Here is a 23,861-nt window from a genome sequence, read left to right as displayed (position 1 = left end):
TCTGCGACAGGGCGAGATCATATCGACCCGTCCCGATACCCCACCGCCTCCATCACGGCGAGGTAGATGCGGTCCGGCGCGAAGGGTGTCGCGGTGAGCCGCGCGCCCGTGGCGTCGCGGATCGCATTGGCCAGGGCCGGGGCAACGGGGTTGAACGGGCTCTCGCTCATCGATTTCGCGCCGAGCGGACCGATGCCGTCATAGGTGTCCGCGAACAGGACGCGGGTGCGCGGCACGTCCGCGAAGGCGGGAATGTGATAGTTGCGGAAGGTCTGCGTGAGGACGCGGCCCTCCCCGTCGATCCGCATCGCCTCGTACAATGCCGCACCGATCGCCTGCGCGACGCCGCCCTCGACCTGGCCACGGCACTGCATCGGGTTGAGAACGCGGCCGGCATCGGCGGCGTGCACGCTGTCGAGGATGCGAACCTCCCCGCTCGATCGATGGACCGCGACCCGGAACCCCTGGACGTTGAAGGCGACGGACCGCGGTGAGCCATCGGCTTTCGCTGCGCGCCCGATGGTCCCGCTCGAGACGAGGTTTGCGAAATCGATCTCGCCGTTGGGAGTCGAGACGCCGTCGCGGTGCGGGCGGCATTCGGACGGCGCCCCCCCTCCCCTCTCGGCGGCGGCCTCGCGAAGGGCCTGCGCCAAGGCGAGTGCGGCTTTCAGCGTCGCCTGCCCGGCCACCACGATGCCAGTGGATCCATAGGCCCCGGTATCATGGTCGACGTGGTCGGTGTCGCCGTGGCGCAGGACGATACGGTCGGGGCTCGTGCCGAGCGCCGAGGCAGCGATCTGCGCGTGGACGGTGGTCGTCCCGTTGCCGAACTCGGCGGTGCCGACATCGAGGTGGTAGCGGCCGTCCGCCTGAAGCGCGATCCGCGCCTCGGCGAAATGCCCGCGCGGTGGGATCGTGTCGATCATCGCCATCGCCATCCCCTTGCCGACGAGCCAGTCGGCGGGCGGGGTCTCGGCAGGACCAAGGTCGTCCATGGCGGACGCGACGAGATCCAGGCACTGGTCGAGCCCGTAGCTTCCGTACTCCACGTCATGGGGTTCGAGGCTGTTCGACACCATCGGGTCGCCCGGGCGCACGACGTTGCGGCGGCGCATCGCGAACGGGTCCAGCCCGAGGCCGCGCGCGAGTTCGTCCATGGCCGATTCCACCGCGAAGATGGTCTGGCTCAGGCCGTAGCCCCGGAAGGCGCCGCTCGGCAGCGTGTGCGTGTAGACGGCGTAGCCATCGACGCGTTTGTTGGGACAGCGATAGACGCCGATCACCTCGTTACAGCCGTGATGGATGACGCCACCGGCATGGTTGCCATAGGCGCCGGTGTTGGAGACCACATGCAGCGCGATTGCCGTCAGCGTACCATCGCGGCGGGCGCCGATCTTCACAGTTACCCGCATCGGGTGGCGGGTGGTGGTGGCGGTGAATTGGTCCTGGCGGGTCATCTCCCACTTCACCGGCCGGCCGGTGGCGAGTACCGCCAGGGCCACGAGATCCTCGGTGAGCATCTCCTGCTTGCCGCCGAAGCCGCCGCCGACGCGGCCGCAGAGCACGCGCACGGAATCCCGCTCCAGGCCGTACAGGTTCGCCAGCGCGTCGCGGGTGAGGAACGGTGTCTGGGTGCTCGAGCGGATGACGAGGCGTCCGTCCGCGTCGCGCCAACCGACGGCACCATGGGTCTCGAGATGGGCGTGCTGGATCCGCTGGGACTCGTAGGTCGCCTCGTGGACGAGGTCGGCTTCGGCGAAACCCGCCGGGACGTCACCGATCTCGCCATGCACCTCGGCGGCGAGGTTGGGATGGGATAGGCGCGGCGGCGCATCCTCGCCGGGCCGGTCAGCGCCGTCATGCACGGAAGGCGAGCCGGGCCGCAGGGCCTCGTCCGGGTCGAACACCGCGTCGCGGATCTCGTAATCCACGATCAGCGCCGCGCAACCGGCCTCGGCCGCGGCCTCGCTCGTCGCCACTACCGCCGCCACCCGTTGTCCGACGAAGCGGAGGATCGGATCGAGCACCCGCGTATCCGGTGCGTCGTCGAGGGGATTCTCGTGCCGCCCGGTGGAGAACCGTCCGGCGGGGACATCCTCGTGGGTAAAGACCGCCGCCACACCCGGCACGGCGAGAGCACCCGCCCGGTCGATCCGCAGGATGCGGGCATGGGCATGGGGCGAGCGCAAGACCTTGAGATGGAGCAGGTCGGGCACGGCTAGATCGAAGGTGAAGGCGGCGCTGCCCGAGACGATTCCAGGCCCGGCCGGGGCCGGGACGCTGCGCCCGCACGGGTCGTCGCCCCCATCCGCCGGGCGTTCCACACGCACCACGCCCGCCACGGCGTCGGCGATGGCGCCGTAGCCGGTGCAACGACAGAGATTGCCCTTGAGGGCGGTAGCGAGATCGCCCGTCTGCCCCTGGTCCAGGGCCGACGCGGTCATGATCATGCCGGGGGTGCAGAACCCGCACTGGTACCCCTGGGCGCCGAGAAAGGCCGCCTGCATGGGATGGAGCGGGTGCGCTCCCCCCTCCCCCGGCCGACAGGGGCCTCCGAGCCCCTCGATGGTGGTGACGCTGCGCCCCTCGGCACGGAAGGCTGGCAACAGGCAGCTATGCACCGGCTCCCCGTCGAGATGCACCGTGCAGGCACCGCAATCCCCGGCATCGCAGCCCTTCTTCACCCCGAACCAGCCGAGTTCGCGCAGCATCGTGCGCAGACATTGGCCCGGAAACGGGGACGCATCCTGCTCGTGGCCGTTGACGTGCAGGATCATGCCCGAATCTCATCCTCGAACGCGCGCCTGATCTCTTCGGCAAGGGTGAAGGTCATATGTCTGCGCCAATCCGGCGTGCCGTGAACATCGTCGTGATACAGCGCCACCGGAACCGCCTCGGTGAGGGAGGCGGCCAGAACCGCGGCATCGGGGAGCGTCGGGAAGACCAGGCGCAGCGGGCGTCGCGTGGAGGCCGTGATCGTCAGCGCGAAGGCGCCGCTCGCGTCCAGGGTGCCGATGAGCAGGGCGCCGGAGCGTCCGTTTGGGCTCAAGGAAACCTGGCGGAAGGCGGTCCGGCGCTTCAGCGCGGCCAGGGGAAGATCGATGCGCCGCAGGATTTCGCCGGGTGCGAGCGACGTGCATTGCGCGCCGAGGACGAGGTCGGTGATGGCGACCTCACGCTCGGCCCCCTCCGGTGTCCAGACCAGGCAGGTTCCCTCCAGGGCGGTGGCGAGCGCAATCATCGGCGCGGCCGGCAGGGCGAGGCAGACGTTGCCTCCCACGGTGGCCATGTTCCAGATCTTGAACGATCCGAGCAGCGCCCGGCAGCATTGTGCGAAGAGGGGCGCCGCGGTCCAGGATGCGGGCAAATCGAGGCGGAACAACTCGGCGATGGTACAGGTCGCGGCGAGCGAAAGGCCCCGTTCGCTCACCTCATGGGCCTGCCAGCCGAGGCTTGAGAGATCGACGAGGCGGCGCAGGCGCGGCTGAGGCTCGGAAAACAGCCATGTCCCTCCGGCCAGCCAGGCATCGCCGTCCCGCCACCCGGAGAGGTCGGAGCGGTTCCGCGGCACGGCGACGGCGCCGATCGAGTTCAGGTCCATCGTTGGATTCCAGGGACGAGCCTGCGGCGAGATTGCCCGGTCGGGACGGCGATGGGAAGCTCACGAGCCAAGCGAGGGCGCCTGGGCTTGGGGCAAAGTCAGTGGAGCAAAATCAGTGCCGCCCGGAATCGCATCTCGCGCGCTTCGGTCCGCCCCGCTAAGCTGCGACGATGGAACACGAAGCCGTCGCGAGTCTTCTGGCGAGCGCCCTCGACGACCCGTTCACCACATGGAGCCTTGGCAGTTTCGGCGCCGTCGCGAGCTTCCTCCGCGATCCGGAGGAGGTGGCGATGCCCGTGGCCGATGCCCGGATGGGTCTCGTCACGGCGCGGGGGGCCATCGCCCTCGACTCCGCCGCCCTGCTTCGTCCGGTGGCCTTCGAGACCGGGTTCGCTTTCGGCTGGAACCACGCCCTGGCCCTGTGCCTGCCGCGCGACGCCTGCGCCATGGGACGACGGTCCGTCGTCACCGAACTCGGGCCGGATCGCGAGGCCGCCGGGATCGCGCATCGCGACCATATCCTGTTCGATCTCGGCCTGAACCTGCTGGCGGTGGATGCCTGTGTCCGGACTGGCGACCCCGTCCTGATCGATCTCCTCCGCAGCCGAGCCGGGCGGGGAATCGTCAATCCCGACAAGACCATCGCGGCGGAGCTCGTCGCCGCCGGTCCCCACCGCGTCTTCGTCACCCGGATCGGGCGGATCGAGGTGTTCTCGCCCATCCGCATCGAGGCGGGATCGGCTCCGGTCGGCCCGAGGACCCACATCCTGCCGCAGATCCTGCGCCTTGGCCGGACCCATGCCGCCACGGCTCCGATCCCCGCCGGCTGGGTGCCCTGCGGTACGATTCATCCACCGCACCCGTGTAGAGATGTTGCTGGTGGAAGAATTTCCTTTCAGCGCGACCGTCACGAGGCTTTCCAGGCGCTGTTGGCACGCTGGGGCGACCCGGACCTGATCGCGGCGAAACACGCAGCGATCCGTGGGGAGGCCGTGAGCGGACGCCATGCCAGGAGCGCACGGCGAGCCGCCGAGGCTCAGGAAGCGTGTCTGCGCGGCGAGGGCTAGGTGCCCTTCCCGGCGAGCTTCACGGCGAGGGCGGTCAGTACGCCGTCGGGGCGGATCAGTTCGTCGAGGATCGAGAAATGGTCGTGGCCGGGCAGTTCGGCGACGACCGAGGCGTTCCCGGCGGACCGCCACGCGTCGTGGTAATCAGCGGAATGCCGCCGTAATTCGGGCAATTCGTCCGATCCGCACACGATGGCGAGGGGCTTGTCCGAACGCGGCACCTGCCGGATCGGCGAGAGGGCTTCGATTTCCGCATCGGTCAGGTGCAGGCGGTCGTCGAGCTCGGTGTGCCGGATCGGCTCCAGATCGAACACGCCGCTGATGGCGAGGCCGGCATCGACCTCGGGCCACGCCATGGCGAGCGCCGCGAGATGCCCGCCGGCCGACCATCCCGAGACGACGAGGCGGCGGCGCCCCCTCCCCTCCTCCAGACCGCGCAGGACAACCAGCGCCGCCCGGATCTCGGCGGCGATCTCGGTGAGGCTGGCGTCGGGCGCCAGGGTATATCCCACCAATCCCACATCGAGACCGTGATGCAACGGTCCTTCGGCCATGCAGGCGAAATCCTGGCGGGTATTACGGATCCAGTAGCCGCCATGGATGAAGACGAGGAGCGGCGCAGCCTCCGCCCCGCTCCGGAACAGGTCGATCCGGTTTCGCTCGGCCGGCCCATAGGCGAGGTCGAGAGCGTGGGGATGGAGCGCGCGAAACGCGGCGCTCCGGGCCCGCCAACCGGCCAGCCGCGCGGCAGAGTCGGCGACGGCGCCGGTATTGTCGTAGGCGCGGGTCAGGGTCTCGCGGTCCATCCGGCGCCAGTCGCCGGATCGCGACGCTGCCCCGATCATGCGGCCACGGGGGCGTGGTGGCTGTGGAGCTGGGCCGAGAGCATCCGGCGCACATCGTTGAAAGCCGGGCTCGACACATCGCGGCGGCGGGCCAAGTCGATGCCGTGGATCGCATCGATCCGGCCGGGGCTCGGCGACATAACCACGACCCGGTCGGCGAGGAAGATCGCCTCCTCGATGGCATGGGTCACGAACAGCACGGTGAGCCCGGTGCGGCTCCACAGGTCGAGGAGCTCGTCCTGCAGCCGCTCGCGGGTCATGGCGTCGAGCGCACCGAACGGCTCGTCCATGAGGACGATCTCGGCATCGTTCGCCAGCACCCGCGCGATGGCGACCCGCTGCTTCATGCCGCCGGAGAGTTGGTGGGGATGGGCGTCGGCGAAACGCTGCAGCCCGACGAGGGCGAGGTAGCGCTCCACCGTGTCGCGGATTTCCGCCGCCGGCCGGCCACGCGATTTCGGGCCGAAGCCGATATTGTCGCGCACGGTGAGCCAGGGGAACAGGCCGTAATCCTGAAACACCATGCCCCGGCTCGGGCCGGGGCCTTCGATGGGCTTGCCCCACATCAGCGCCTCGCCGGCGGTGGCGGATTCGAACCCGGCGACGATGCGCAGCAAGGTGGACTTGCCGCAGCCCGAGGCGCCGAGCAGGCAGATGAACTCGCCCTTGGCCACGGTGAGGTTGGCGCCGCTGAGCGCCTGGACCGTGCGGCCCTGGACGGCGAAGGATTTCGACACGCCGCGAATGTCGAGGATCGGCACGGTGGGCTCAGCCATGGGAGGGGCTCCAGGCAAGAAGGCGCTGACCGACCAGCATCACGGCCCGATCACAGACGAAGCCGGCGACGCCGATGACGATCATCCCGCAGATGACGATGTCCGTGCGCGAGAGTTGCCGCGCCTCCATGATGATCGCGCCGAGGCCGGTGGGAACGCCGGTCATCTCGCCGACGACGATCACCACCCAGGCAAAGCCGAGGCCGAGGCGCAAGCCCGTGAAGATCGACGGCAGGGCCGCCGGCAGCACCACGCGGGCGAACTGCGCCGAACCCCGGCAGCCGAGCATCGCGGCGGCCTCGAACAGGCGCGGCTCCACCGAGCGGACCCCGAAGATGGTGTTGACCAGGATCGGGTAGAACGCGCCGAGGAAGACGAGGAAATAGGCCGAGCGCGGCCCGAGGCCGAACAGGATCATCGCCAGCGGAAGCCAGGCGGTGACCGGCACCGGGCGCAGGATCTGCAGAGTCGGGTCGAGGAGCTGACGCATGAGCGGCACCCGGCCGATCAGCAGCCCGAGGGGCACCGCCGCCAGGGCCGCGAGACCGAACCCGCCGAAGACGCGGGTGAGCGAAGCCACGAGATGGGTGAGCAGCGTGCCGCTGAAGGCGTCGCCCTCCGGTCCGCCGATGGCGAGATCCACCATCGCCGTCCAGACTTCCGCAGGCGGCGGGATCAGGCTGTAGGGCTTGCCCACCGTGAGCCAATGCCAGGCAATGCCCATCGCCACGGGCAGGGCGAGCGCGAGGAGGGGCTGGCGCAGGCGCGAAAGACTCGGGAGCACGCGGCTCGGCAGCGCCTGACGCATCGTCTCCTCCGACACCGCCGGCGCGGAAACGGCCGGGGCGCTCACGAATCCCTCATCGCATCGACGAAGCGGGTATCGATGAAGCTGGAGAAGTCGGGCAGGCGCTTGATCTGCCGCGCCGCCAGCATGTGCTCGGAATAGGCTTTGGCCTGCTTTACCTCGGTCTCGCCGAGCTTCCACTTGAACTCGACATTGGGCACGGAGAGCTCGATCGCCTCCCGCTTCTGCCCGAGTTTCTGCACCGCCATCGCCACGGTGGCGTCGCGGTTCGCTTGCGCGAAGTCCGAGCCCTTGCGGTGGATCTCCAGCATGGTCTTCACTACGTCGGGCCGCTCGGCCAGCGTATCGCGATGGGCGCCGAACACCATGTTCAGGGAGCCCATCTCGGTGCCGTAGGGATACTCGACCAGGGTGCCGATGCCGGTGGAGAGGCTGACGCCGGGGGCGGGTTCGGCGCCGACATAGGCATCGACGTCGCCGCGCGCGAGGGCGATGTGCATCTCGCTAAAGGAGATGCGGACCGGCGTGATGTCCTTCACGCTCACCCCCTCCATGCGCATGCGCTCCAGGGCGAAGACCTCCTGGGTCGAGCCGGGCCAGATCGCCACGCGCTTGCCCTTGAGGTCGGCCACCTTCTCGATGCCCGACCCGGTCTTGGCGATGATGGCCATGCCGCGATTGCAGGTGGAGGCGATGACCACGATGGGCTCGCCGGCCGCGGCGCCGAGGGTGCCGGCGGCGATGCCGAACGTGCCGAAATCCACCGATTTCGTCACCACCGCGTTCTTGCACTCGGTGGGGCTCTCGAACGGGATCACCTCCACGGTGACGCCGGGCGGCGCGAACTGGGCGTAGAAATACGGTGCGATGGAATGGATCAGCTTCAGCGATCCCATCCGGATCACGGTGGGCGTCTCGGCCCGCAGGGCCGAGGGTCCGACGAGGGCCCCGGCGCCGAGGCCGGCGAGGAAGGTGCGACGACGAATCATCTGTGCCGGCTCCGTGTTGATGTGAACCCGGACAGGGTATGTCGGAGAGCCGTTGCAAACGAGTGCTGCTTATCGACTATGGTGTTGCGAATTTCGCAACACTTTGCGAAGGGCGGAGCAGTGCCTTGGAGATCGCCCGCCACGAGCGTGTTCGCGTCATTTGTCCAAGGCTTCACCTCAGGATGAGGTGGTCTGCTGGAATGATCGACTGTAGCGCGAGTCGCCGCTGAGAACCCCGACCGAACAGGCTTCATGAAGCATCTGCGGACCCTCACCTACGTTTCCGAGGTGGCCCGGCGCGGCTCGATCCGCCGGGCGGCGGAGGCCTTGAACATCGCGCCCTCGGCGCTCACGCGGCAGATCCAGGATCTCGAATACGAACTGGGGACGCCGATCTTCGAGCGGCTGGCCCAGGGCATGCGCCTCAACGCGGCCGGCGAGTTGCTGGTGCGCCATATCCGCGATCAGGTCTCCGACATGGAGCGGGTCCGTTCGCAGATCGCCGACCTGTCCGGCGTGCGGCGGGGCCATGTGGCGCTGGCCTGCAGCCAGGCCTTCGTCAATCAGGTGGTGCCCGACGAAGTGCGGGCCTACCGCGCGCGCTTTCCCCAGGTGTCGTTCACGGTCCAGGTGCGCGACCATGCCCAGGCCGTGGCGGCACTGGCCTCCTTCGAATCGGACCTCGCCCTGGTGCTGCAGCCGCCGCCCTCGGCCGATCTCCACGCCCTGTTCACCTGCCGGCAGACGCTCTGCGTCGTCATGCGCGCGTCGCATCCCCTGGCGCGGGAGGACGGGCCGGTGCGGCTGCGCGACTGCCTGACCCATCCCCTCGCCCTGCCCGACCGGTCGCTGGCGATCCGCCATCATCTCGACGATGCGCTGGCACGGCGGGGGACGCCGGTGCATCCCGCCGTCGAATCGAGTTCGCTCGAATTCCTGCGCAACCTCGCCCTGCGCGAGGATGTGGTGAGCCTGCAGGTGCCGAGCGGCATCCCCGACGACCAGCGCCTCGTCAGCCGGCCCATCGACGAGCGCGACCTCTCCCCCATGACCCTGATCCTCGGCCAGCTGCGCGGCCGGATGCTCCCCGTCGCCGCCGCCAAATTCGCCGACGGCCTCGCCGCGAGCCTCAACGACCGCTACGGCGCGGCGTGACTTGTTCAGGCGGCATTCCGGTTCGATTGATACACTCATCCCGTCTTCGCTACGGACGTCCCGCCCAATCCCCTCATCGCTACGGCATTCACCCATTTGCTCTATCAACCAGAGCGCACCCCTCTCCCCTTTGTGGCTACTAGATTCACACATCTGCTCGAAGGCCGTTAGCTCTATCCAAAAGGGTTCGAGCTGAGGCGCGACGGGCTCCCTCTCCTGGAAGGAGAGGGCTGGGGTGAGGTGTGGTTCCTTTCCGGAAAGCCCACACACCTCACCCTGTCCCTCTCCTTCCAGGAGAGGGGACCCGCGCGGCCCGCGACATGTGTGGATGCCGTAGGGATGAGGGGAAGGGTCGGGACAATCATGGCGATGGCGCTGCCATCCTTTCTCAGGGACTAATCGCTTCCATGCATGCCGACGCCTTTCTCGCCGCCGCCGAGACCCTGCCCGTGGCCGATCTCGATGCCCTGACCGATGGTGGCGGCCTCGTGGTCGTCGCCCCGCATCCGGATGACGAGAGCCTCGGTTGCGGCGGCCTCATCGCCGAGGCCTGCGCGCGCGGGCGCGACGTGCGGCTCGTCATCGTCAGCGACGGCTGCGGCTCGCACACCCATTCCGCCCTCTATCCGCCGCTCCGCCTCCGGGCCCTGCGCGAAGAGGAGACGCTGGAAGCGGTGGCGGCGCTCGGCCTCGCGCCCGCCAACGTCACCTTCCTGCGCCTGCCCGATGCGGGGGTGCCAAGCACCGGGCCGGAGGCGCAGGCGGCGGCGGATGCGGTGGTGGCCGTGGCCCGGGAGAGCGGGGCCGGCGCGGTCTGCGTGACCTGGGCGCACGATCCCCATTGCGACCATCAGGCGGCGGCCGCCATCGTGCGGCTCGCCCAGCCGCAACTCGGGACGACGAAGGCCTTCGCCTATCCGGTCTGGGGCTGGACCCTGCCGAAGGGCACCGAAATCGGCGCGCCTCCCGTGGGTTACCGCGTCGATGTCGGCGCGCATGTGGCGGCCAAAGCACGGGCCGTGGCGGCGCATCGCTCGCAGACCACCGACCTCATTGCCGACGACCCGACGGGCTTTCGCCTCGCGCCGGAGATGATCGCGCGCTTCCTCGGCCCCTACGAGATCTTCGTCGCGATGCCGGCGGACGCCGCATGAGCGCGACCGTCATCACCCTGAACAAGGGCCGCGACGCGCATCTGGCGCGCCTGCTCGAAGGGCTCGGCCGGGGAACGCATCCGGCCGAATGCATCGTGGTGGAGATGGGGGCGGACCCCGCCCCCCTCCCCGATCATGGTTTTCCCGTCCGCCGGATCGATCATCGGAGCGCAGGCCTGCCCCTCGCCAGTGCCCGCAATGCCGGGCGTCGCGCGGCTTGCGGCGATCACCTGATCTTCCTCGATGTGGATTGCATTCCCTCGGGCGATCTCGTCGCCAGTCTCGACGCGGATCTCGGCCAGGCCGATGGGCTGATTTGCTGCGAGGTGAGCTACCTGCCCGCGAGGGCCGTCGACGATGACTGGACCGAGGCGGGCCTGCGCGCTTTGGGGCATACCCACCCGGTGCGGAGCTTCCCGGCTTCGGGCCTCGCCCGCACCGACAATCCCGGCCTGTTCTGGTCCCTCGCCTTCGGGGTCCGCGCCACGACCTTCGACCGGATCGGCGGGTTCGACGAAGCCTTCGACGGCTACGGCGCCGAGGATACCGACCTCGCCTTCCGGGCCGATGCCGCCGGCATCCCGATCGTGTTCAGCGCGGGCGGCCACGCCTTCCACCAGTATCACGGGGCGTTCGACCCGCCGCTCCAGCATTTCGCCGACATCATCGCCAACGCGACGCGCTTCCACGCCCGCCACGGCCTCTGGCCCATGGACGGCTGGCTCGACGCCTTCGCGCGGTTGGGCTTGCTGCCGCCGAACTGGCGCGAGGCGCCGACGATCCTGCGCATGCCCACAGCGGACGAGATGGACGCCGCGCGGGTGCCGCTCGACCGGCCTTTTTAAGTCTTCGTGTTGAACCACTGGCGGCTTTGCGCTCAGACATCACAACCGAGGGCATCCCACCCAATCCATCTCATCCTGAGGCGCCGGAGCGTAGCGGAGGCTTTGAGGGAGCCCTCCAGACACCGAGGCGATGCCTGGACGCCTCCTTCGAGGCCGCTCCGCGGCACCTCAGGATGAGGTGAAGGCTTGGACCACCACCTCAGATAGGCGCTAAACCCGAGGCCCGCGGCGCCGCTCGATTCCCTGGATGACGTCTTCGATGATCGCCGCCGTGCGTCCGATGGCGTCGGCCTGGACCAGCCCGCCGATCACGGTCGGATCGAGGGCGAGACCCGCGCGGATGAGGGCGGGCCAGTCCGAGGCGTCCGGCCAGGTCGGACGGACGATCGCCGCACCCAGCGCCGCCAGGGCGTCGGCTTTCGCCGTCTGCTCGTCGAAGGCGCGGGGTTCCGGCAGGCATAGGAAGCGCTTGGCCCGCGTCGCCACCGCCGCGACGACGCCGTCGCCGCCACCGCCGACGATGAGGGCGGCGCGGTCGAGATAAGGGCCGGTATCCGCAACCCAGCCGTGGAGATGCAGGTTCGGCGGGGCGTCGGTCCCGAGGGGCTCCACCGGACCGAGCACGTGCCAGTGCCGGTCGGGCACGGCACGGGCCGCGGCCGCGAGGTCGGAGGCCGAGCCGCCGGTCCCGCCCCGCCCGTAGATCACCGCGATGGAACCGTCATCGGCCGCGCCGGCCTTGGGAGCGTCCGCCAGGAAGCCGGCATAGAGCGTCTTCGCCCTGACCCAATCCGGCGTGCCGGCGGTCTCGATCTCGGGCGGGTTGAAGGCGAGCAGGCGTTCCGCCGAGCGGAAGCCTTCGAGATGCGGCGTATCGGTCCGGTGACCGGCGAGGCGCACCACCAGGGTCGGCACGGACAGAAGCCGCGCCAGAAGCGTCACTTCCACCGACACGTCGACGATCAGCAGGGCCGGATCGTGCTCCGCCATCCAGGCGGCGAGCATCCCCATCCGGGCGCGGATGCGGTCGATGCCGACGGGGACATAATGAAAGCATTCGGGCCGGATCGCCTCGCCGTCCTGGCCATCGAAGCCGGTGAGGCGGTCGTCGGGCAGGTCGAGGATCGCGCCGTTGGCGGACGAGGTGTCGATCTCGGCCAGGGTGCCGATGAGGGTCACGGGCCGGTCCAGGCGGGCGGCGATGAGATTCGCGCGCTGCCAGTGACCGGCGCCCTGATGATGCACGTAGTAGCCGACGGGGCGCCGGCGCGCCGCGGCCTCGCTCACGCGACGCGCGCTCGGGGCCGGTCGATCAACCGGGCTAGCAGGGTATCGAGCCCGGCAATGGCCTCGTCGAGGGGAATCTGCGACGGCTCGGGCCCGCTCTCGCCGATTCGTTCGCCCACGCGCTCGGCGAAGGCGATGGCGTTGACGCACGCGCCCGGATCGATGGCGGCGATGTCCTCGGCCGAGACGCCCAGCGCCCGCAACCCGGCTTCCGGCCCCCCTTGAGCGCTCCAGGCGAGGCGGAACGCGCGCTGTCGCTCGATCACCGCGAGCCAGTGGCTCGCCGGCGGTAGGAGGTAATTCTCCTCGCCCGCGACGACGCGGGCGCGCCTTGCCATCTCGGTGGCCATGCCGCCGGTGACCCGGCCGGTGCCGCGATCGGACACCGAGATCGCGACATGGGGGCAATGGCGCACGCGCCCGCCCGCGAGGCGGACCTTGGCGACGAGGGCATTGTCCTCGCCGCAGGGGATCGCGGGCAGACCGCCGACCGCGCGATAGAGCGCGGCGCGAAGCGCAAGGCTCGCCGCCACATGGTCACCGTGGCGGGGCGCCGGATCGTGGGCGGGGGGATCGACGGCTTCTTCCAGGGCGCGCACCGCGACCCAGTAGCGCTCGATCCGGCGATGCAGCGCGTGGATCTCCGGGTCGCGGTTCTCGCTCTCCTCCGTCACGATGACGAGGCGGCCGCCCACGAGTTCGGCATGTTCCAGGGCCGCCAGATTGGCGCGGGCCCAGCCGGGGGCGGCGACGGCGTCCGCATCGGTGCTGAGAAGGACCGCGTCCTCGACGCCGTCGGCGTCGAGCCAGTCGGCGCCCGCATCGAGCGCCATCCGGCGCGCGGTGCCCACATGGGCGACGTCGCGCGGGACGGACGCCTCGATCACCCGGAGATCGAGGCGGCGGGTCTCGCCGTCGCGCTCCATCGCGCGGATCAGCGACACCGTGTCGTCGGTGCAATTGTTGGCCAGGATCACCACGCGCAGCAGCGCGCCGTCTCCCGAACCGATCTGCCGGTCGAGGGAGCGCACGAGGCGCGGCAGCACCTCGGCCTCGTTGCGGGCGGGGACGCAGACGACGGCCCGGCCGAGGGAAAGCGGGCCGCTACGCATTGTCGAGGAGGGGTGCGCGAGCGCCGGCCGGGACCGGACGGACGGAGACGGGGGTCGACCAGCGGCGGATTTCGGCATGGTACATCGCCTCGTAGCGGTCGGTCATCGTGTCGGCATCGAACAGGTGCTCGGCCCGGCGGCGGCAATCGTGCCGGTCGAGGCGAATCGCGCAGGTGAGCGCACGTCCGAGATCCACCGGATCGTCGGCCTGGGCGAGAACGCCCGACGTCTCGTCGAGAATGTCGGGGATGGCGCCGCGCGCAAAGGCCGCCACCGGCGTGCCGCAGGCCAGGAACTCGGCGAGCACGAGGCCGAACGGCTCCTCCCAGCGCGGCGTGCACAGGGCCACATGCGCCTTGCCGACGCGACGGGCGAGTTCGGCATGGCCGAGATGGCCGAGATAGGTGATGTCCGGGCCGAGACGGGGCGCGATCTCGGCGTCCCAATAGGCGCGATTGCTCTGCGGGCCGGCAAATTTGAGGGGGATGCCGGCGACGCGGGCGGCATCGATGGCGAGATGCGGGCCCTTCTCGGGGACGAGGCGCCCCATCCAGATCGCATGGGGCTCGCCCTTGGGCACCGAGGAATAGGCGAAGGCGTCGAGATCGATGCCGTTGCCGATCACCAGCGGATCGTCGAGGAAGGGCAGCCACTCGCGGGCCAAGGATTCGGAGACGGCGGCGAAGGTCATGTCGTTCGCCCGCGCCTTCACGCCGCGCACGAACGGCTCGAAGGGCGGCGTATGCAACGCCGTCACCATCGGCGCGCCGAGGTCGCGGGCGCGCAGCAACGGCAAGTAATGCAGGCTGTTGTTGTGGATGATATCGAAGTCGCCCCGCGCCACATCCGCCACCATCGTCTCGTAGGCCGCGAGCTCGGCGCGGTCGATCCGCAGGCCGGACTCGTCGTCGATGGCGCTGCCCGTGGGCGGGCAGATCGCCTTGAGGCATCCGCGCGCGTCCGACCCTTCGGACGCGTAGAGCGTCACGCTGTGGCCGCGGGCACGCAGGGTGCTCGCGAGGAGATGCGTGTGCATCTCGAGCCCCCCGGAGAAGGGCTGGGCGATGGGGTATTTCAGGTGAGCGAGGAGGGCGATCTTCACGGGGCTGCAGACATCACTTCTCGAGTGTCCTACGCCGCGAGTGACGCGGCCGACGGACACTGGAGTGCCCCCACGGTCTCGTTCGACGCGACAGTGAGGCCGACGCAGACCTCTACTGTGTCCATTTAGGGCACCACAGGTGAACGCCGACCGAACGACCTCACCGATATCGCGATTGTCCAATTCCTACCGTTCGGTCGGCCGACGTTCAGCGCGTGAGCCGCCGGTGCTCCTGCGTCAGGCCGTCATAGCCCCAGGCATCGGCCGCGATCTCCTGGACCACCACATAGGTGGCGAGCGGCAACGCGTCCCCGAGCACGCGATGCAGCAAAGCGTTGGCCTCGGCGATGAAGCGGGCCTTCTCCTGCGCATCGTTGGTGCCGGCGGTGATGGCCGCCTGGACATGCGCCGCGACAGCGACCGGCCGCCCTCCCACCTGCCAGCCGGTCGCGGGTACCTCCTCGATGAGGACGGCCGTGAGATCGCGGTTCTTGCCGAGAATGTCGGCCATCAGCGCCGTCACGCCGCTCTGCAGGCGGCCGACCTGATCCGCCTCGATGCCCGGACCTGCGATCTTTACGTTCACGAACGGCATGACGCTCTTCTCCCTGTCGCATCGCGGACGATCCGCGATTGACGAGGGGAGCTTGCCTCGACAGGATGATTTGGAAAATCTCGTAATTCTGAACCAATCGTTTGGAAAAACTCAATGCCGCTGCCGGTCAACCTCGACATGGACGTGCTGCGGTCGTTCGTGACCGGGATCGAGCTCGGCAGCTTCGCCAAGGCGGCGTCACGGCTCGGCCGGTCGCCTTCTGCGATCAGCCTGCAATTGCGCAAGCTCGAGGATCAGGTCGGACAGGTCCTGGTGCAGAAGCTCGGCCGCGGTCTCGTCCTCACCGAAGCGGGCGAGATGTTGCTCGGCTATGCCCGCAGGCTGCTGGAGCTGAACGATGCCGCCCTCGGTGCGCTCGGTTCGCCGGCCTTGTCCGGCCGGGTCCGGATCGGCCTGCCGCAGGATTTCGCCGAGACCTGGCTTCCGGAGACCCTCGGGCGCTTCGCGCGCCTGCATCCCGGCGTGAGGATCGATGCGCAGGTGGACCGGAACGCGACCCTGCGCTCGGGCCTGGACGAGGGCCATCTCGATCTCGCGCTCCTCTGGGACGAGGAAGGGGGTGAGCGGGGCGGCGCCGTCCTCGGAACCCTGCCGATGGCCTGGATCGGACCGCGTCGCGGCATCACGCCCGGCGCCGACCGCCCCCTTCCCCTGGTCCTGTTCGGATCGCCCTGCCTGTTCCGGCACGCCGCCCTGAGCGCCCTCGACGCGGCGGCGATCCCCTGGCGGATCTCGTTCAGCAGTCCGGGTCTCGCGGGCCTGTGGGCCGCCGTCTCGGCCGGACTCGGCCTGACCGTTCGCACCCCCCACGGCCTGCCCGCCTCCGTCACGGCGCTCGATGCGACGGAATCGGGCCTGCCCGATCTGCCGTCTCTGTCCTTGCGTCTGCTCAAGGCTCCGGCGAGGTCCGATCCGGCCGTCGAACGTCTCGCCTCGCTCCTCACAGAGGTCCTGAGCGTCGCCGTCGACGAAATGGATCATTCGACGATCGTCTCCCCGCATCGATAATCACAGCATTAGATGTTCGCCGTGGACGATCTTGTGCAACGCAAAACAACGAGCACAAACAACGGCGCACTGCACCACCGCACTGATAAGCTTGTCCTTACCGTCCCTTGCGATTTTGTCTTTCCGTAAGCGGGACAATTCAGAAAGATCCGGGAACGAATGAAGCCCCGCTTCCGTTGTGAGGGCAGAACTACTTCCTGGAGGAATAGATGCGACAGATTTCCAAGCTCGTCGGCGCCGGCGCCATCGTCATGCTCAGCTCCGCGATGGCCATCGCCGCTCCCTGCGCGACCGGTTCGACGGCGGACGGGAAGGCAGCCACGAACGACAAGAGCTCAAAGGTCGATCCCGCCGCGACCGGCAATGTGAGCCCCGGCGCGAAGGCCGAGTCGCCCGGCACCGTCGGCGCTATGAACAATGTCGGCGCCAACACGGCGACCTCGGCCTCCGATGTGGCCAAGCAGCAGGACGGCAAGCCCACCGCCGCGGACGCCGCCAAGGGCTGCTGAACCACGCACTCCGACAGTCAAAGAGCGCCCGCCCGGTTCCACCGCGGCGGGCGTTCCGCGTTTCTGGGTCGGCGAGAGCCGTCGAGCGTGTCGATTCGGACGTGGTTCACAACACAACGTCGGAGGCCTTATCTTATGTATGTAAACATACACTAATTGAGGCAAATTAACCGTTCGGGAAACCATCTCGCTCGCGCCGACCGATAAGTCGAGATGAAGCCTTGCTTGGGCTTAACTCGGGCGTACAACGTATCCCGTCCGAATCGCTTCCTGGCGAACGGGTCCGATTGTATGTCGAGGCGACGCGTGAGGCATTCGATCATCCTGGACGATGTGCGGTGATCCACGTCTCCGAACAGGAGCGGATCGCCTCGGAAATCGCGCGCTCCGTCGACGGGCCCGATCCCTTCGCCGCGGCTCTGCGCGCGACCCGGATGCCGATGGTCATCGCCGACCCCAACCTGCCCGACACCCCGGTCGTGTTCGTGAACGCCGCGTTCGAGCGCGCCACCGGCTTTGCGCGTGCGGAAGTGCTCGGTCGGAATTGCCGGTTCCTCCAGGGTCCGCAGACGGATCCGGCGGATGTCGCGCGCATTCGCGAAGCCATCGGCAAGGCCGTCCCGATCGAGATCGATCTTCTTAACCATCGCAAGAACGGCGAGGTCTTCTGGAACCGCCTTCTGATCGCGCCGGTCTTCGATTCCAATCGCAAGGTCGCCTATCTCTTCGCCTCCCAGCTCGACGTGACGTTGGAGAGGGACCGTCTCGTCCGGCTGCAGAACGACCGCGATGCCCTGGAGACCGAGGTCGAGCGCCGCAGCCTGGAGCTTCGCCGCAGCGAGACCAACCTGCGTTTCGCGCTCGGCGCCGGCCGGCTCGGCTCCTGGACCCTCGATCTCGTCGGCATGACCCTGGAGACGTCGGACCATTTCCGGATGAATTTCGGGCGGGATCCCGACGCGCCGCTCAGCTATGACGAATGGCTCGCCATGATCCATTCCGGCGATCGCGAGCGGATGCTGGCCGAGGTGCGCCGCTGCATCGAGCGGAACGTCGATTACGATATCGAGTATCGGGTGATCGCGCCGTCCGGCGACCTGCGCTGGGTCCATATCCGCGGCCAGACCTTCTACCGCGCCGATGGAACGCCGGTCAGCATGGCCGGCATCTGCCTCGACATCACCGAGCGCAAGCATGCGGAGGAGTATCGCAGCCTGCTCGCGGGCGAATTGACCCATCGGGTCAAGAACACCCTGACGCTCATCCAGTCGATCATCCGGCAGACCCTGCGCACCGCGCCCTCCCTCGAAGAGGCCGGCCGATCCCTCGAGGCGCGGGTGGTGTCCCTGGCGGCGGCGAACGACGTCCTGACCGAGGAGGCCTGGGACAGCGCCGCCATCACCGATATCGCGGACCGCGCGCTCACCCCGTTCCAGAGCAAGCGGCGGGAGCGCGTCGACCTCGACGGCGGCGAGATCAGGCTGCCGCCGCGCAGTGCCCTGGCCTTGGCCATGGCGCTCCACGAACTCGCCACCAACGCGGTGAAATACGGCGCGCTGTCGAACGATACCGGGCGGGTCCGGCTCTCCTGGAGCCTCCTCGACGGCACCGGGCCGCGCCGCTTCCGCGTCACCTGGGAGGAATCGGGCGGGCCGCCGGTGCCGGTGCCGACGCGGACAGGGTTCGGCTCGCGGCTCATCGAGCGCGCCTTCGCGCAGGAAATCGACGGGACCGCGAAGATCGCGTACCGGCCGGAGGGAATCCTGTTCGTCGCCGAGGGAATCCTGCCGGGACGTCTGCAGGACGAGGGCGAGTGTCCGGGCACAGCTTGACCCGCTCGGGCCGAAGCTCGAAGGAAGACGCTCAGCAAGCGCGCGGACGGAGACGGGCATGGCGACACGCGGTTTCACGGGACGACGGCCGCCGGAAGCGACGCGCGAACGGCTTCCTCCGGGCCAGTATCTCGAACAGGACTTCCCCGTCCTGCAGATCGGTCCGAACCCGCGCATCGACATGGACCGCTGGAGCTTCACCCTGCGCGAAGGCTCGCGCCCCCTGAAGAGCTGGAACTGGGAGGAATTCTCCGCCCTCCCCCGCACCGCATGGCGCGGCGACATCCATTGCGTGACGAAATGGTCGAAGTTCGACACCGGCTGGGAGGGCGTCAGCGTCGACGACATCCTTGCCGCCGCCGGGATCTCGGCCCCCACCGAGTATCTGCTCGCCGAAGGCTATGACGACTACATCACCAACGTGCCCGTCGCCGATCTCACCGGCCCGAAGGCGATGGTGGCGACCCATTACGAGGGCAAGCCGATCGAACCCGATCACGGCGGCCCGGCCCGGCTCCTCGTGCCGCACCTGTATTTCTGGAAGAGCGCCAAATGGGTGAAGGGCCTGCGCTTCACCAAGAAGGACGAGGGCGGATTCTGGGAATTGCGCGGCTACCACATGTACGGCGATCCCTGGCGCGAGCAGCGCTTCACCGGTGATTGATCCGGTCGCACGGCCCCTCCCCTGGCAGACCGCCACGCTTCTGGCGATCAAACCGGTCACGCGGCGGGTGAAGAGCTACCGGTTCCGCATCGCGTTCGACCGGCCGATTCTGGCCGGGCAGCATGTGGACGTGCGCCTGACGGCCCCGGACGGCTATCAGGCCCAGCGCAGCTACTCCATCGCCTCGGCGCCGGGCGCGGACGGCACGATCGAGCTGATGATCGAGGGCCTGCCCGATGGCGAGGTCTCCGGCTTCTTCGATTCCGTGGCCGAGATCGGCGACACGATCGAGCTGCGCGGTCCCATCGGCGGCTCGTTCGTCTGGCGCCCGGAGGATGGCGGCCCCCTCCTCCTCGTCGGCGGCGGCTCCGGCGTGGTGCCGCTCCTCGCGATGCTGCGCCACCGCGCGGCGGCGGCCCCGCAGGTGCCCGCCCTGCTGCTGTATTCGGTGCGCAATGCGAGTGAGATCATCGCGGCGGAAGAACTGGCCGTCCGCGCGCGCGACGAGGCGCATTTCGACCTGATGCTCACCCTGACGCGGGCCGGCGGCCGGCGGGTCGACGGGGCGATGATCGGCGAAGCCCTGGACCGGCTCGGTGCTCCGCGCCACGTCTATATCTGCGGCGGAAACGCCTTCGTCGGACAGGCGGCCGACCTCCTCCTCGATGCCGGGATCGAGCCGGGCCTCATCCGGACGGAACGTTTTGGCGGCTGATCTGAGGGGGACGGGAGACGAAAACCATCTCCGGCATCCCCTTGGATAGTCTCAGCAAGCGGAGCTCGAAACGCCATGGCAGCCGATTTCAATCAGCGGACCGGACAATGCCATTGCGGCGCCGTTCGCTTCGAGGCGACGCTCAGCGCCGGCCTCGGCACGATCCGACGCTGCACCTGTTCGTACTGCCGGATGCGGGGGGCCGTCGTGGTCTCGGCGGAGACCGGCGGCGTTAAGGTGCTGCAGGGTGCTGACACCCTAACGAGCTATCGCTTCAATACCGGTGTGGCGCAGCACTTCTTTTGCTCGCGCTGCGGAATCTACACGCACCACCAGCGTCGCTCGAACCCGAACCAGTATGGTGTGAACGTCGCCTGCCTCGACGGGCTCAGCCCGTTCGACTTCGCTGAGATCCCCGTCTTCGACGGCGTGAACCACCCGAACGATACCGGCGGCACGACCCGCCTCGCCGGCACACTGCGCTTCGTTTGCGAGAGCTAGACGGCGCCACATCCTCAGGCCTCGGCCCCGACCAGCCGGTCCGCCACCTCCTCCGCCAGCGACAGGCTCGAGGTCAGGCCGGGGCTCTCGATGCCGAAGAGATGGACGAGGCGGCTCAAGCCATGCTCGTCCGGTCCGTCGATGAGGAAATCCGCCGCCGGCTCGCCCCGTCCGGTGAGTTTCGGCCGGATGCCGGCATAATCCGGCGTCAGGGCGTGATCGGGCAGCCCCGGCCAGTAGCGCCGGATAGCATGGGTGAAGGCCTCGGCGCGGCCCGCATCGACGACGTAATCCGGCGCCTCCACCCATTCCACATCCGGCCCGAAGCGCATGCGGCCGGCCAGATCGAGGGTGAGATGGATGCCGAGGCCGCCCTCCATCGGGGCGGGATAGATCAGGCGCGAGAAAGCCGGACGGCCGAGGCAGCCGAAATAGCTGCCCTTGGCGAGGACTTGCCGCGGAATCCGCTCGACCGGATAGGGCTCGACCGCCCGCGCCACCGCCTGCGCCCCGAGACCGGCGGCATTGACCACGGCGTCGAAGGGCAGTTCCTCGCCGCAGACCTCCACCCGCCAGCCCCCTTGATCGCGCCGGATCGCCCCGACCGGGCTATGGAAGGCGATGGCCCCGCCGGCATCCTCGATCTCGCCCTGCAGGGCCAGCATCAGGGCGTGGCTGTCGACGATGCCGGTCTCGGGCGAATGCAGCGCCGCGACGCAGGACAGATTCGGCTCCAGAGCGCGGGCCTCCCGCCCCTCCAGGACAACGAGACCCTCGACGCCGTTGGCCCGGCCGCGTTCGGCGATCCCCTCGAGGGCGGCCCGCTCGTTCTCCGACGTGGCGACGATGAGCTTGCCCGGCCGGGCATGGGGCACGCCGTGGCTCCAGCAGAAATCATAGAGCCTCCGCCGCCCTTGCGTGCAGTGGCGGGCGCGCAGGGAGCCGGCGGGGTAGTACATCCCGCCATGGATCACCTCGGAACTGCGCGACGACACGCCGGTCCCGATCGCGCCCTCGGATTCCGCGACGATGACCGAATGCCCGCGCCGGCCGAGGACCCGCGCCACCGCGAGGCCGACGATTCCAGCGCCGATGACGAGTACGTCCATCCGGGGTTCCTGCCTGAGGGCTGACGACCGGGCGAGGATAGCCGAATCGGACGGAGAACAGCCAGATGACGGGAGGAGCGGGCCGGCGCGCGCTCCCGGATCTACGCAAACGACGCTTGGAAGCATTGCAGCATGGGGCGTGGCGTCACGGCGCCATTGCAGTTAGAAGCAACCTCTCCGTAACCGAACGAGGCCGGACCCACGACCGGATGAAGCGACGTCGCCGCGAAGGGCGAGTCGAATCCGCAGGGTTTGCCTTGTCTGCCTGCAAGGCCCCTGCCCCGTGCCCTTTCCTACCCTGCCGGCCCCGCTCGTCCGAGCGCTCGAGGCCCGCAACTACGAAGACCCGACCCCCGTCCAGAGTGCTGTGATCGAGGCGGCGGCCCAGGGCCGCGACCTCCTCGTCTCGGCCCAGACCGGCTCCGGCAAGACCGTCGCCTATGGCCTCGCCTTCGCCGAAACGCTCCTCGGCGATGCCGAGCGGCTGGAGCCGGCCGGCCCGCCCCTGGCCCTCGTCATCGCCCCGACCCGCGAGCTCGCGCTCCAGGTCCAGCGCGAGCTCGAATGGCTCTATGCCGAGACCGGCGCCCGCGTCATCGCCTGCGTCGGCGGCATGGACCCGCGCCGCGAGAGCCGGGCCCTGGCCGAGGGCGCCCATATCGTCGTCGGCACGCCGGGCCGCCTGCGCGACCATCTGGAACGGCGCAACCTCGCCACCCAGAACCTGCGCGTCGCCGTCCTCGACGAGGCCGACGAGATGCTGGATCTCGGCTTCCGCGACGACCTCGAATTCATCCTGTCGGTGACCCCGAAGGAGCGGCGCACGCTGCTGTTCTCGGCGACCCTGCCGAAGGCCATCGCCAGCTTGGCCGAGCGCTACCAGAACGACGCCCTGCGCATCGCCGTGAAGGGCCAGGAGCGCGGCCATACCGACATCACCTACCGCGCCGTGCGCGTGGTACCGCGCGAGATCGAGCACGTGGTGGTCAACACCCTGCGCTACACCGATGCGCCCACCGCCATCGTCTTCTGCAATACCCGCAACGCCGTGCGCCATCTCCAGGCGGTGCTCACCGAGCGCGGCTTCTCGGCGGTGGCCCTGTCGGGTGAACTCGGCCAGGGCGAGCGCAACGCCGCACTCCAGGCCCTGCGCGACGGCCGCGCCAAGGTCTGCGTCGCCACCGACGTCGCGGCCCGCGGCATCGACCTGCCCACCGTGAGCCTCGTCATCCATGCCGACCTGCCCCACGATGCCGAGGTGCTGCAGCACCGCTCCGGCCGGACCGGGCGCGCGGGCCGCAAGGGCACCAGCGTCCTGCTGATCCCGGCCTCGAAGCGCCGCCGCGCCGAGCAGATGTTCGCCATCGCCAAGGTCAACGCCGAATGGGCCGCCCCGCCCACGGCGGACGAGATCCGCCGCCTCGACGGCGAGCGCATGTGGCAGGACCCGCTCTTCACCGAGACGCCGGCCGAGGAAGACCTCGCCATGGGCGAGGCACTGCTCGCCCAGCGCACGCCGCAGGAACTCGCCGCCGCTCTGGCCAAGATCTACCGCGCCCGCCTGCCCGAGCCCGAGGACGTCACCGATCCGGGCGCCGGCCCCGAGCGCAAGGAACGCAAGGTCTACGACCCCGCCGATTCGGCGCGGATCGATGCGGAAGGCCCCTCGGTCTGGTTCCGGCTCAATCTCGGCCGGCGCGACAACGCCGACCCGCGCCGCCTCCTGCCGATGCTGACCCGTCGCGGCAATATCGGCCGCCAGGAGATCGGCGCCATCCGCATCTTCGACCGGGAGACCAAGTTCGAGATCCGCGGCGGCGCCGCCTCGCGCTTCGCCGCCACCTTCGCCAAGAACGGCTCGCCGGAAATCCAGGTCGAGGCGCTGCTCGGCGGCGAGCCCGACCGCGAGGCCGAGGGCCCGAAGGGCTTCAAGAGCCCCCGCGCCGCCCGCCACGAACGCGAAGCCGGCAAGAAGCCGCCGCAGCGCAAGCCGCGCTGAGGGAAGACCGCATCCCTCTCCTCCCGCGTGCGGCTACGGCATTCACACCTAACGCGGGATGCGCGGGTCCGCTCTCCTTTCAGGAGAGGGAACCCGTGGCGCCTATCGAACCCTCTTGGATAGAGCTGATAGCCGTCGAGCAGAGGTGAGAAGCCGGCAGCCGCTCG

The 23,861-nt window shown here is 69.2% G+C and carries 22 protein-coding genes; 11 read left to right on the top strand and 11 right to left on the bottom strand.

Annotated features, from left to right (window positions below; genetic code table 11):
- Window positions 1–17: 17 nt before the first annotated feature.
- Complete coding sequence (locus tag FPV16_RS18660; RefSeq protein ID WP_227439876.1) at window positions 18–2,777, bottom strand: molybdopterin-dependent oxidoreductase; 2,760 nt, start codon at window positions 2,775–2,777, stop codon at window positions 18–20.
- Entirely contained in the window at window positions 2,774–3,601 is an 828-nt protein-coding gene (locus FPV16_RS18655) for an FAD binding domain-containing protein (protein ID WP_227439875.1), read from the bottom strand. Before FPV16_RS18655 ends, FPV16_RS18660 begins: the two co-directional genes overlap by 4 nt.
- A gap of 170 nt (window positions 3,602–3,771) precedes the next feature.
- Between FPV16_RS18655 and FPV16_RS18650 the strand changes: the two genes are divergently transcribed.
- Entirely contained in the window at window positions 3,772–4,668 is an 897-nt protein-coding gene (locus tag FPV16_RS18650) for a DUF6925 family protein (protein ID WP_227439874.1), read from the top strand.
- Here the strand turns inward: FPV16_RS18650 and FPV16_RS18645 are convergent.
- Genes FPV16_RS18645 through FPV16_RS18630 form a run of 4 tightly spaced genes read right to left on the bottom strand, consistent with a single transcriptional unit; the run spans window position 4,665 to window position 8,086 of the window.
- Entirely contained in the window at window positions 4,665–5,513 is an 849-nt protein-coding gene (locus FPV16_RS18645; protein ID WP_227439873.1) for an alpha/beta hydrolase, read from the bottom strand. The two genes, FPV16_RS18650 and FPV16_RS18645, sit on opposite strands and share 4 nt — an antisense overlap.
- Window positions 5,510–6,289 carry an ABC transporter ATP-binding protein gene (locus tag FPV16_RS18640; RefSeq protein WP_027170607.1) on the bottom strand — a complete coding sequence of 260 codons (780 nt, stop codon included), beginning with the start codon at window positions 6,287–6,289 and terminating at the stop codon, window positions 5,510–5,512. The genes FPV16_RS18645 and FPV16_RS18640 overlap by 4 nt, the downstream gene beginning before the upstream one ends.
- Window positions 6,282–7,097: an ABC transporter permease gene (locus FPV16_RS18635; RefSeq protein ID WP_227439886.1), complete on the bottom strand. Its 816-nt coding sequence runs from the start codon at window positions 7,095–7,097 to the stop codon at window positions 6,282–6,284. Before FPV16_RS18635 ends, FPV16_RS18640 begins: the two co-directional genes overlap by 8 nt.
- 41 nt (window positions 7,098–7,138) lie before the next feature.
- A complete protein-coding gene (locus tag FPV16_RS18630) occupies window positions 7,139–8,086 on the bottom strand; it encodes an ABC transporter substrate-binding protein (RefSeq protein ID WP_227439872.1) in 948 nt (315 codons plus the stop codon).
- Window positions 8,087–8,338: 252 nt separating this feature from the next.
- Between FPV16_RS18630 and FPV16_RS18625 the strand changes: the two genes are divergently transcribed.
- From FPV16_RS18625 to FPV16_RS18615, 3 genes are all read left to right on the top strand, one after another.
- Window positions 8,339–9,241, top strand: coding sequence for a LysR family transcriptional regulator (locus FPV16_RS18625; protein WP_227439871.1), 903 nt, complete (start codon window positions 8,339–8,341; stop codon window positions 9,239–9,241).
- A gap of 407 nt (window positions 9,242–9,648) precedes the next feature.
- Complete coding sequence (locus FPV16_RS18620; protein WP_227439870.1) at window positions 9,649–10,395, top strand: PIG-L deacetylase family protein; 747 nt, start codon at window positions 9,649–9,651, stop codon at window positions 10,393–10,395.
- Window positions 10,392–11,240 (top strand): glycosyltransferase family 2 protein, encoded by an 849-nt coding sequence (locus FPV16_RS18615; RefSeq protein WP_227439869.1) that lies wholly within the window; start codon window positions 10,392–10,394, stop codon window positions 11,238–11,240. Before FPV16_RS18620 ends, FPV16_RS18615 begins: the two co-directional genes overlap by 4 nt.
- A gap of 210 nt (window positions 11,241–11,450) precedes the next feature.
- Here the strand turns inward: FPV16_RS18615 and FPV16_RS18610 are convergent, their stop codons facing one another.
- The 4 genes from FPV16_RS18610 to FPV16_RS18595 form a co-directional block, all read right to left on the bottom strand.
- A complete protein-coding gene (locus FPV16_RS18610; RefSeq protein ID WP_227439868.1) occupies window positions 11,451–12,527 on the bottom strand; it encodes a glycosyltransferase in 1,077 nt (358 codons plus the stop codon).
- Window positions 12,524–13,639 (bottom strand): glycosyltransferase, encoded by a 1,116-nt coding sequence (locus tag FPV16_RS18605; protein WP_227439867.1) that lies wholly within the window; start codon window positions 13,637–13,639, stop codon window positions 12,524–12,526. The genes FPV16_RS18610 and FPV16_RS18605 overlap by 4 nt, the downstream gene beginning before the upstream one ends.
- Entirely contained in the window at window positions 13,632–14,741 is a 1,110-nt protein-coding gene (locus FPV16_RS18600; RefSeq protein ID WP_227439866.1) for a glycosyltransferase family 4 protein, read from the bottom strand. Before FPV16_RS18600 ends, FPV16_RS18605 begins: the two co-directional genes overlap by 8 nt.
- 208 nt (window positions 14,742–14,949) lie before the next feature.
- Window positions 14,950–15,336, bottom strand: coding sequence for a tautomerase family protein (locus FPV16_RS18595; RefSeq protein WP_227439865.1), 387 nt, complete (start codon window positions 15,334–15,336; stop codon window positions 14,950–14,952).
- 114 nt (window positions 15,337–15,450) lie between these two features.
- Between FPV16_RS18595 and FPV16_RS18590 the strand changes: the two genes are divergently transcribed.
- From FPV16_RS18590 to FPV16_RS18565, 6 genes are all read left to right on the top strand, one after another.
- A complete protein-coding gene (locus tag FPV16_RS18590) occupies window positions 15,451–16,365 on the top strand; it encodes a LysR substrate-binding domain-containing protein (RefSeq protein ID WP_227439864.1) in 915 nt (304 codons plus the stop codon).
- A 209-nt stretch (window positions 16,366–16,574) separates the two neighbouring features.
- On the top strand, window positions 16,575–16,874 hold the full coding sequence (locus FPV16_RS18585) for a hypothetical protein (RefSeq protein WP_227439863.1): 300 nt from the start codon (window positions 16,575–16,577) through the stop codon (window positions 16,872–16,874).
- Between the two features lie 338 nt (window positions 16,875–17,212).
- Entirely contained in the window at window positions 17,213–18,706 is a 1,494-nt protein-coding gene (locus FPV16_RS18580; RefSeq protein ID WP_227439862.1) for an HWE histidine kinase domain-containing protein, read from the top strand.
- A 58-nt stretch (window positions 18,707–18,764) separates the two neighbouring features.
- On the top strand, window positions 18,765–19,370 hold the full coding sequence (locus FPV16_RS18575) for a sulfite oxidase-like oxidoreductase (protein ID WP_227439861.1): 606 nt from the start codon (window positions 18,765–18,767) through the stop codon (window positions 19,368–19,370).
- A complete protein-coding gene (locus FPV16_RS18570; protein ID WP_227439860.1) occupies window positions 19,363–20,085 on the top strand; it encodes an FAD-binding oxidoreductase in 723 nt (240 codons plus the stop codon). Before FPV16_RS18575 ends, FPV16_RS18570 begins: the two co-directional genes overlap by 8 nt.
- A gap of 75 nt (window positions 20,086–20,160) precedes the next feature.
- A complete protein-coding gene (locus tag FPV16_RS18565; RefSeq protein WP_227439859.1) occupies window positions 20,161–20,586 on the top strand; it encodes a GFA family protein in 426 nt (141 codons plus the stop codon).
- 14 nt (window positions 20,587–20,600) lie between these two features.
- On the opposite strand, the gene FPV16_RS18560 is transcribed toward FPV16_RS18565, so the two are convergent.
- Entirely contained in the window at window positions 20,601–21,695 is a 1,095-nt protein-coding gene (locus FPV16_RS18560; protein WP_227439858.1) for an NAD(P)/FAD-dependent oxidoreductase, read from the bottom strand.
- Between the two features lie 283 nt (window positions 21,696–21,978).
- On the opposite strand from FPV16_RS18560, the gene FPV16_RS18555 reads away from it, so the two are divergent.
- Complete coding sequence (locus tag FPV16_RS18555) at window positions 21,979–23,694, top strand: DEAD/DEAH box helicase (RefSeq protein ID WP_227439857.1); 1,716 nt, start codon at window positions 21,979–21,981, stop codon at window positions 23,692–23,694.
- Window positions 23,695–23,861: the final 167 nt, after the last annotated feature.

Source organism: Methylobacterium sp. W2 (genome assembly GCF_020662345.1).
Classification (GTDB): domain Bacteria; phylum Pseudomonadota; class Alphaproteobacteria; order Rhizobiales; family Beijerinckiaceae; genus Methylobacterium.
This window is presented reverse-complemented; position numbering and strand designations above follow the sequence as displayed.

What these genes read in the sequence shown, in the direction of transcription:
- FPV16_RS18660 (WP_227439876.1), bottom strand. Translation starts at nt 2,777, where the DNA reads ATGATCCTGCACGTCAACGGCCACGAGCAGGATGCGTCCCCGTTTCCG.
- FPV16_RS18630 (WP_227439872.1), bottom strand. Translation starts at nt 8,086, where the DNA reads ATGATTCGTCGTCGCACCTTCCTCGCCGGCCTCGGCGCCGGGGCCCTC.
- FPV16_RS18595 (WP_227439865.1), bottom strand. Translation starts at nt 15,336, where the DNA reads ATGCCGTTCGTGAACGTAAAGATCGCAGGTCCGGGCATCGAGGCGGAT.
- FPV16_RS18560 (WP_227439858.1), bottom strand. Translation starts at nt 21,695, where the DNA reads ATGGACGTACTCGTCATCGGCGCTGGAATCGTCGGCCTCGCGGTGGCG.
- FPV16_RS18575 (WP_227439861.1), top strand. Translation starts at nt 18,765, where the DNA reads ATGGCGACACGCGGTTTCACGGGACGACGGCCGCCGGAAGCGACGCGC.
- FPV16_RS18615 (WP_227439869.1), top strand. Translation starts at nt 10,392, where the DNA reads ATGAGCGCGACCGTCATCACCCTGAACAAGGGCCGCGACGCGCATCTG.
- FPV16_RS18650 (WP_227439874.1), top strand. Translation starts at nt 3,772, where the DNA reads ATGGAACACGAAGCCGTCGCGAGTCTTCTGGCGAGCGCCCTCGACGAC.
- FPV16_RS18640 (WP_027170607.1), bottom strand. Translation starts at nt 6,289, where the DNA reads ATGGCTGAGCCCACCGTGCCGATCCTCGACATTCGCGGCGTGTCGAAA.
- FPV16_RS18620 (WP_227439870.1), top strand. Translation starts at nt 9,649, where the DNA reads ATGCATGCCGACGCCTTTCTCGCCGCCGCCGAGACCCTGCCCGTGGCC.
- FPV16_RS18645 (WP_227439873.1), bottom strand. Translation starts at nt 5,513, where the DNA reads ATGATCGGGGCAGCGTCGCGATCCGGCGACTGGCGCCGGATGGACCGC.
- FPV16_RS18590 (WP_227439864.1), top strand. Translation starts at nt 15,451, where the DNA reads ATGCCGCTGCCGGTCAACCTCGACATGGACGTGCTGCGGTCGTTCGTG.
- FPV16_RS18605 (WP_227439867.1), bottom strand. Translation starts at nt 13,639, where the DNA reads ATGCGTAGCGGCCCGCTTTCCCTCGGCCGGGCCGTCGTCTGCGTCCCC.
- FPV16_RS18625 (WP_227439871.1), top strand. Translation starts at nt 8,339, where the DNA reads ATGAAGCATCTGCGGACCCTCACCTACGTTTCCGAGGTGGCCCGGCGC.
- FPV16_RS18565 (WP_227439859.1), top strand. Translation starts at nt 20,161, where the DNA reads ATGGCAGCCGATTTCAATCAGCGGACCGGACAATGCCATTGCGGCGCC.
- FPV16_RS18655 (WP_227439875.1), bottom strand. Translation starts at nt 3,601, where the DNA reads ATGGACCTGAACTCGATCGGCGCCGTCGCCGTGCCGCGGAACCGCTCC.
- FPV16_RS18635 (WP_227439886.1), bottom strand. Translation starts at nt 7,097, where the DNA reads ATGCGTCAGGCGCTGCCGAGCCGCGTGCTCCCGAGTCTTTCGCGCCTG.
- FPV16_RS18585 (WP_227439863.1), top strand. Translation starts at nt 16,575, where the DNA reads ATGCGACAGATTTCCAAGCTCGTCGGCGCCGGCGCCATCGTCATGCTC.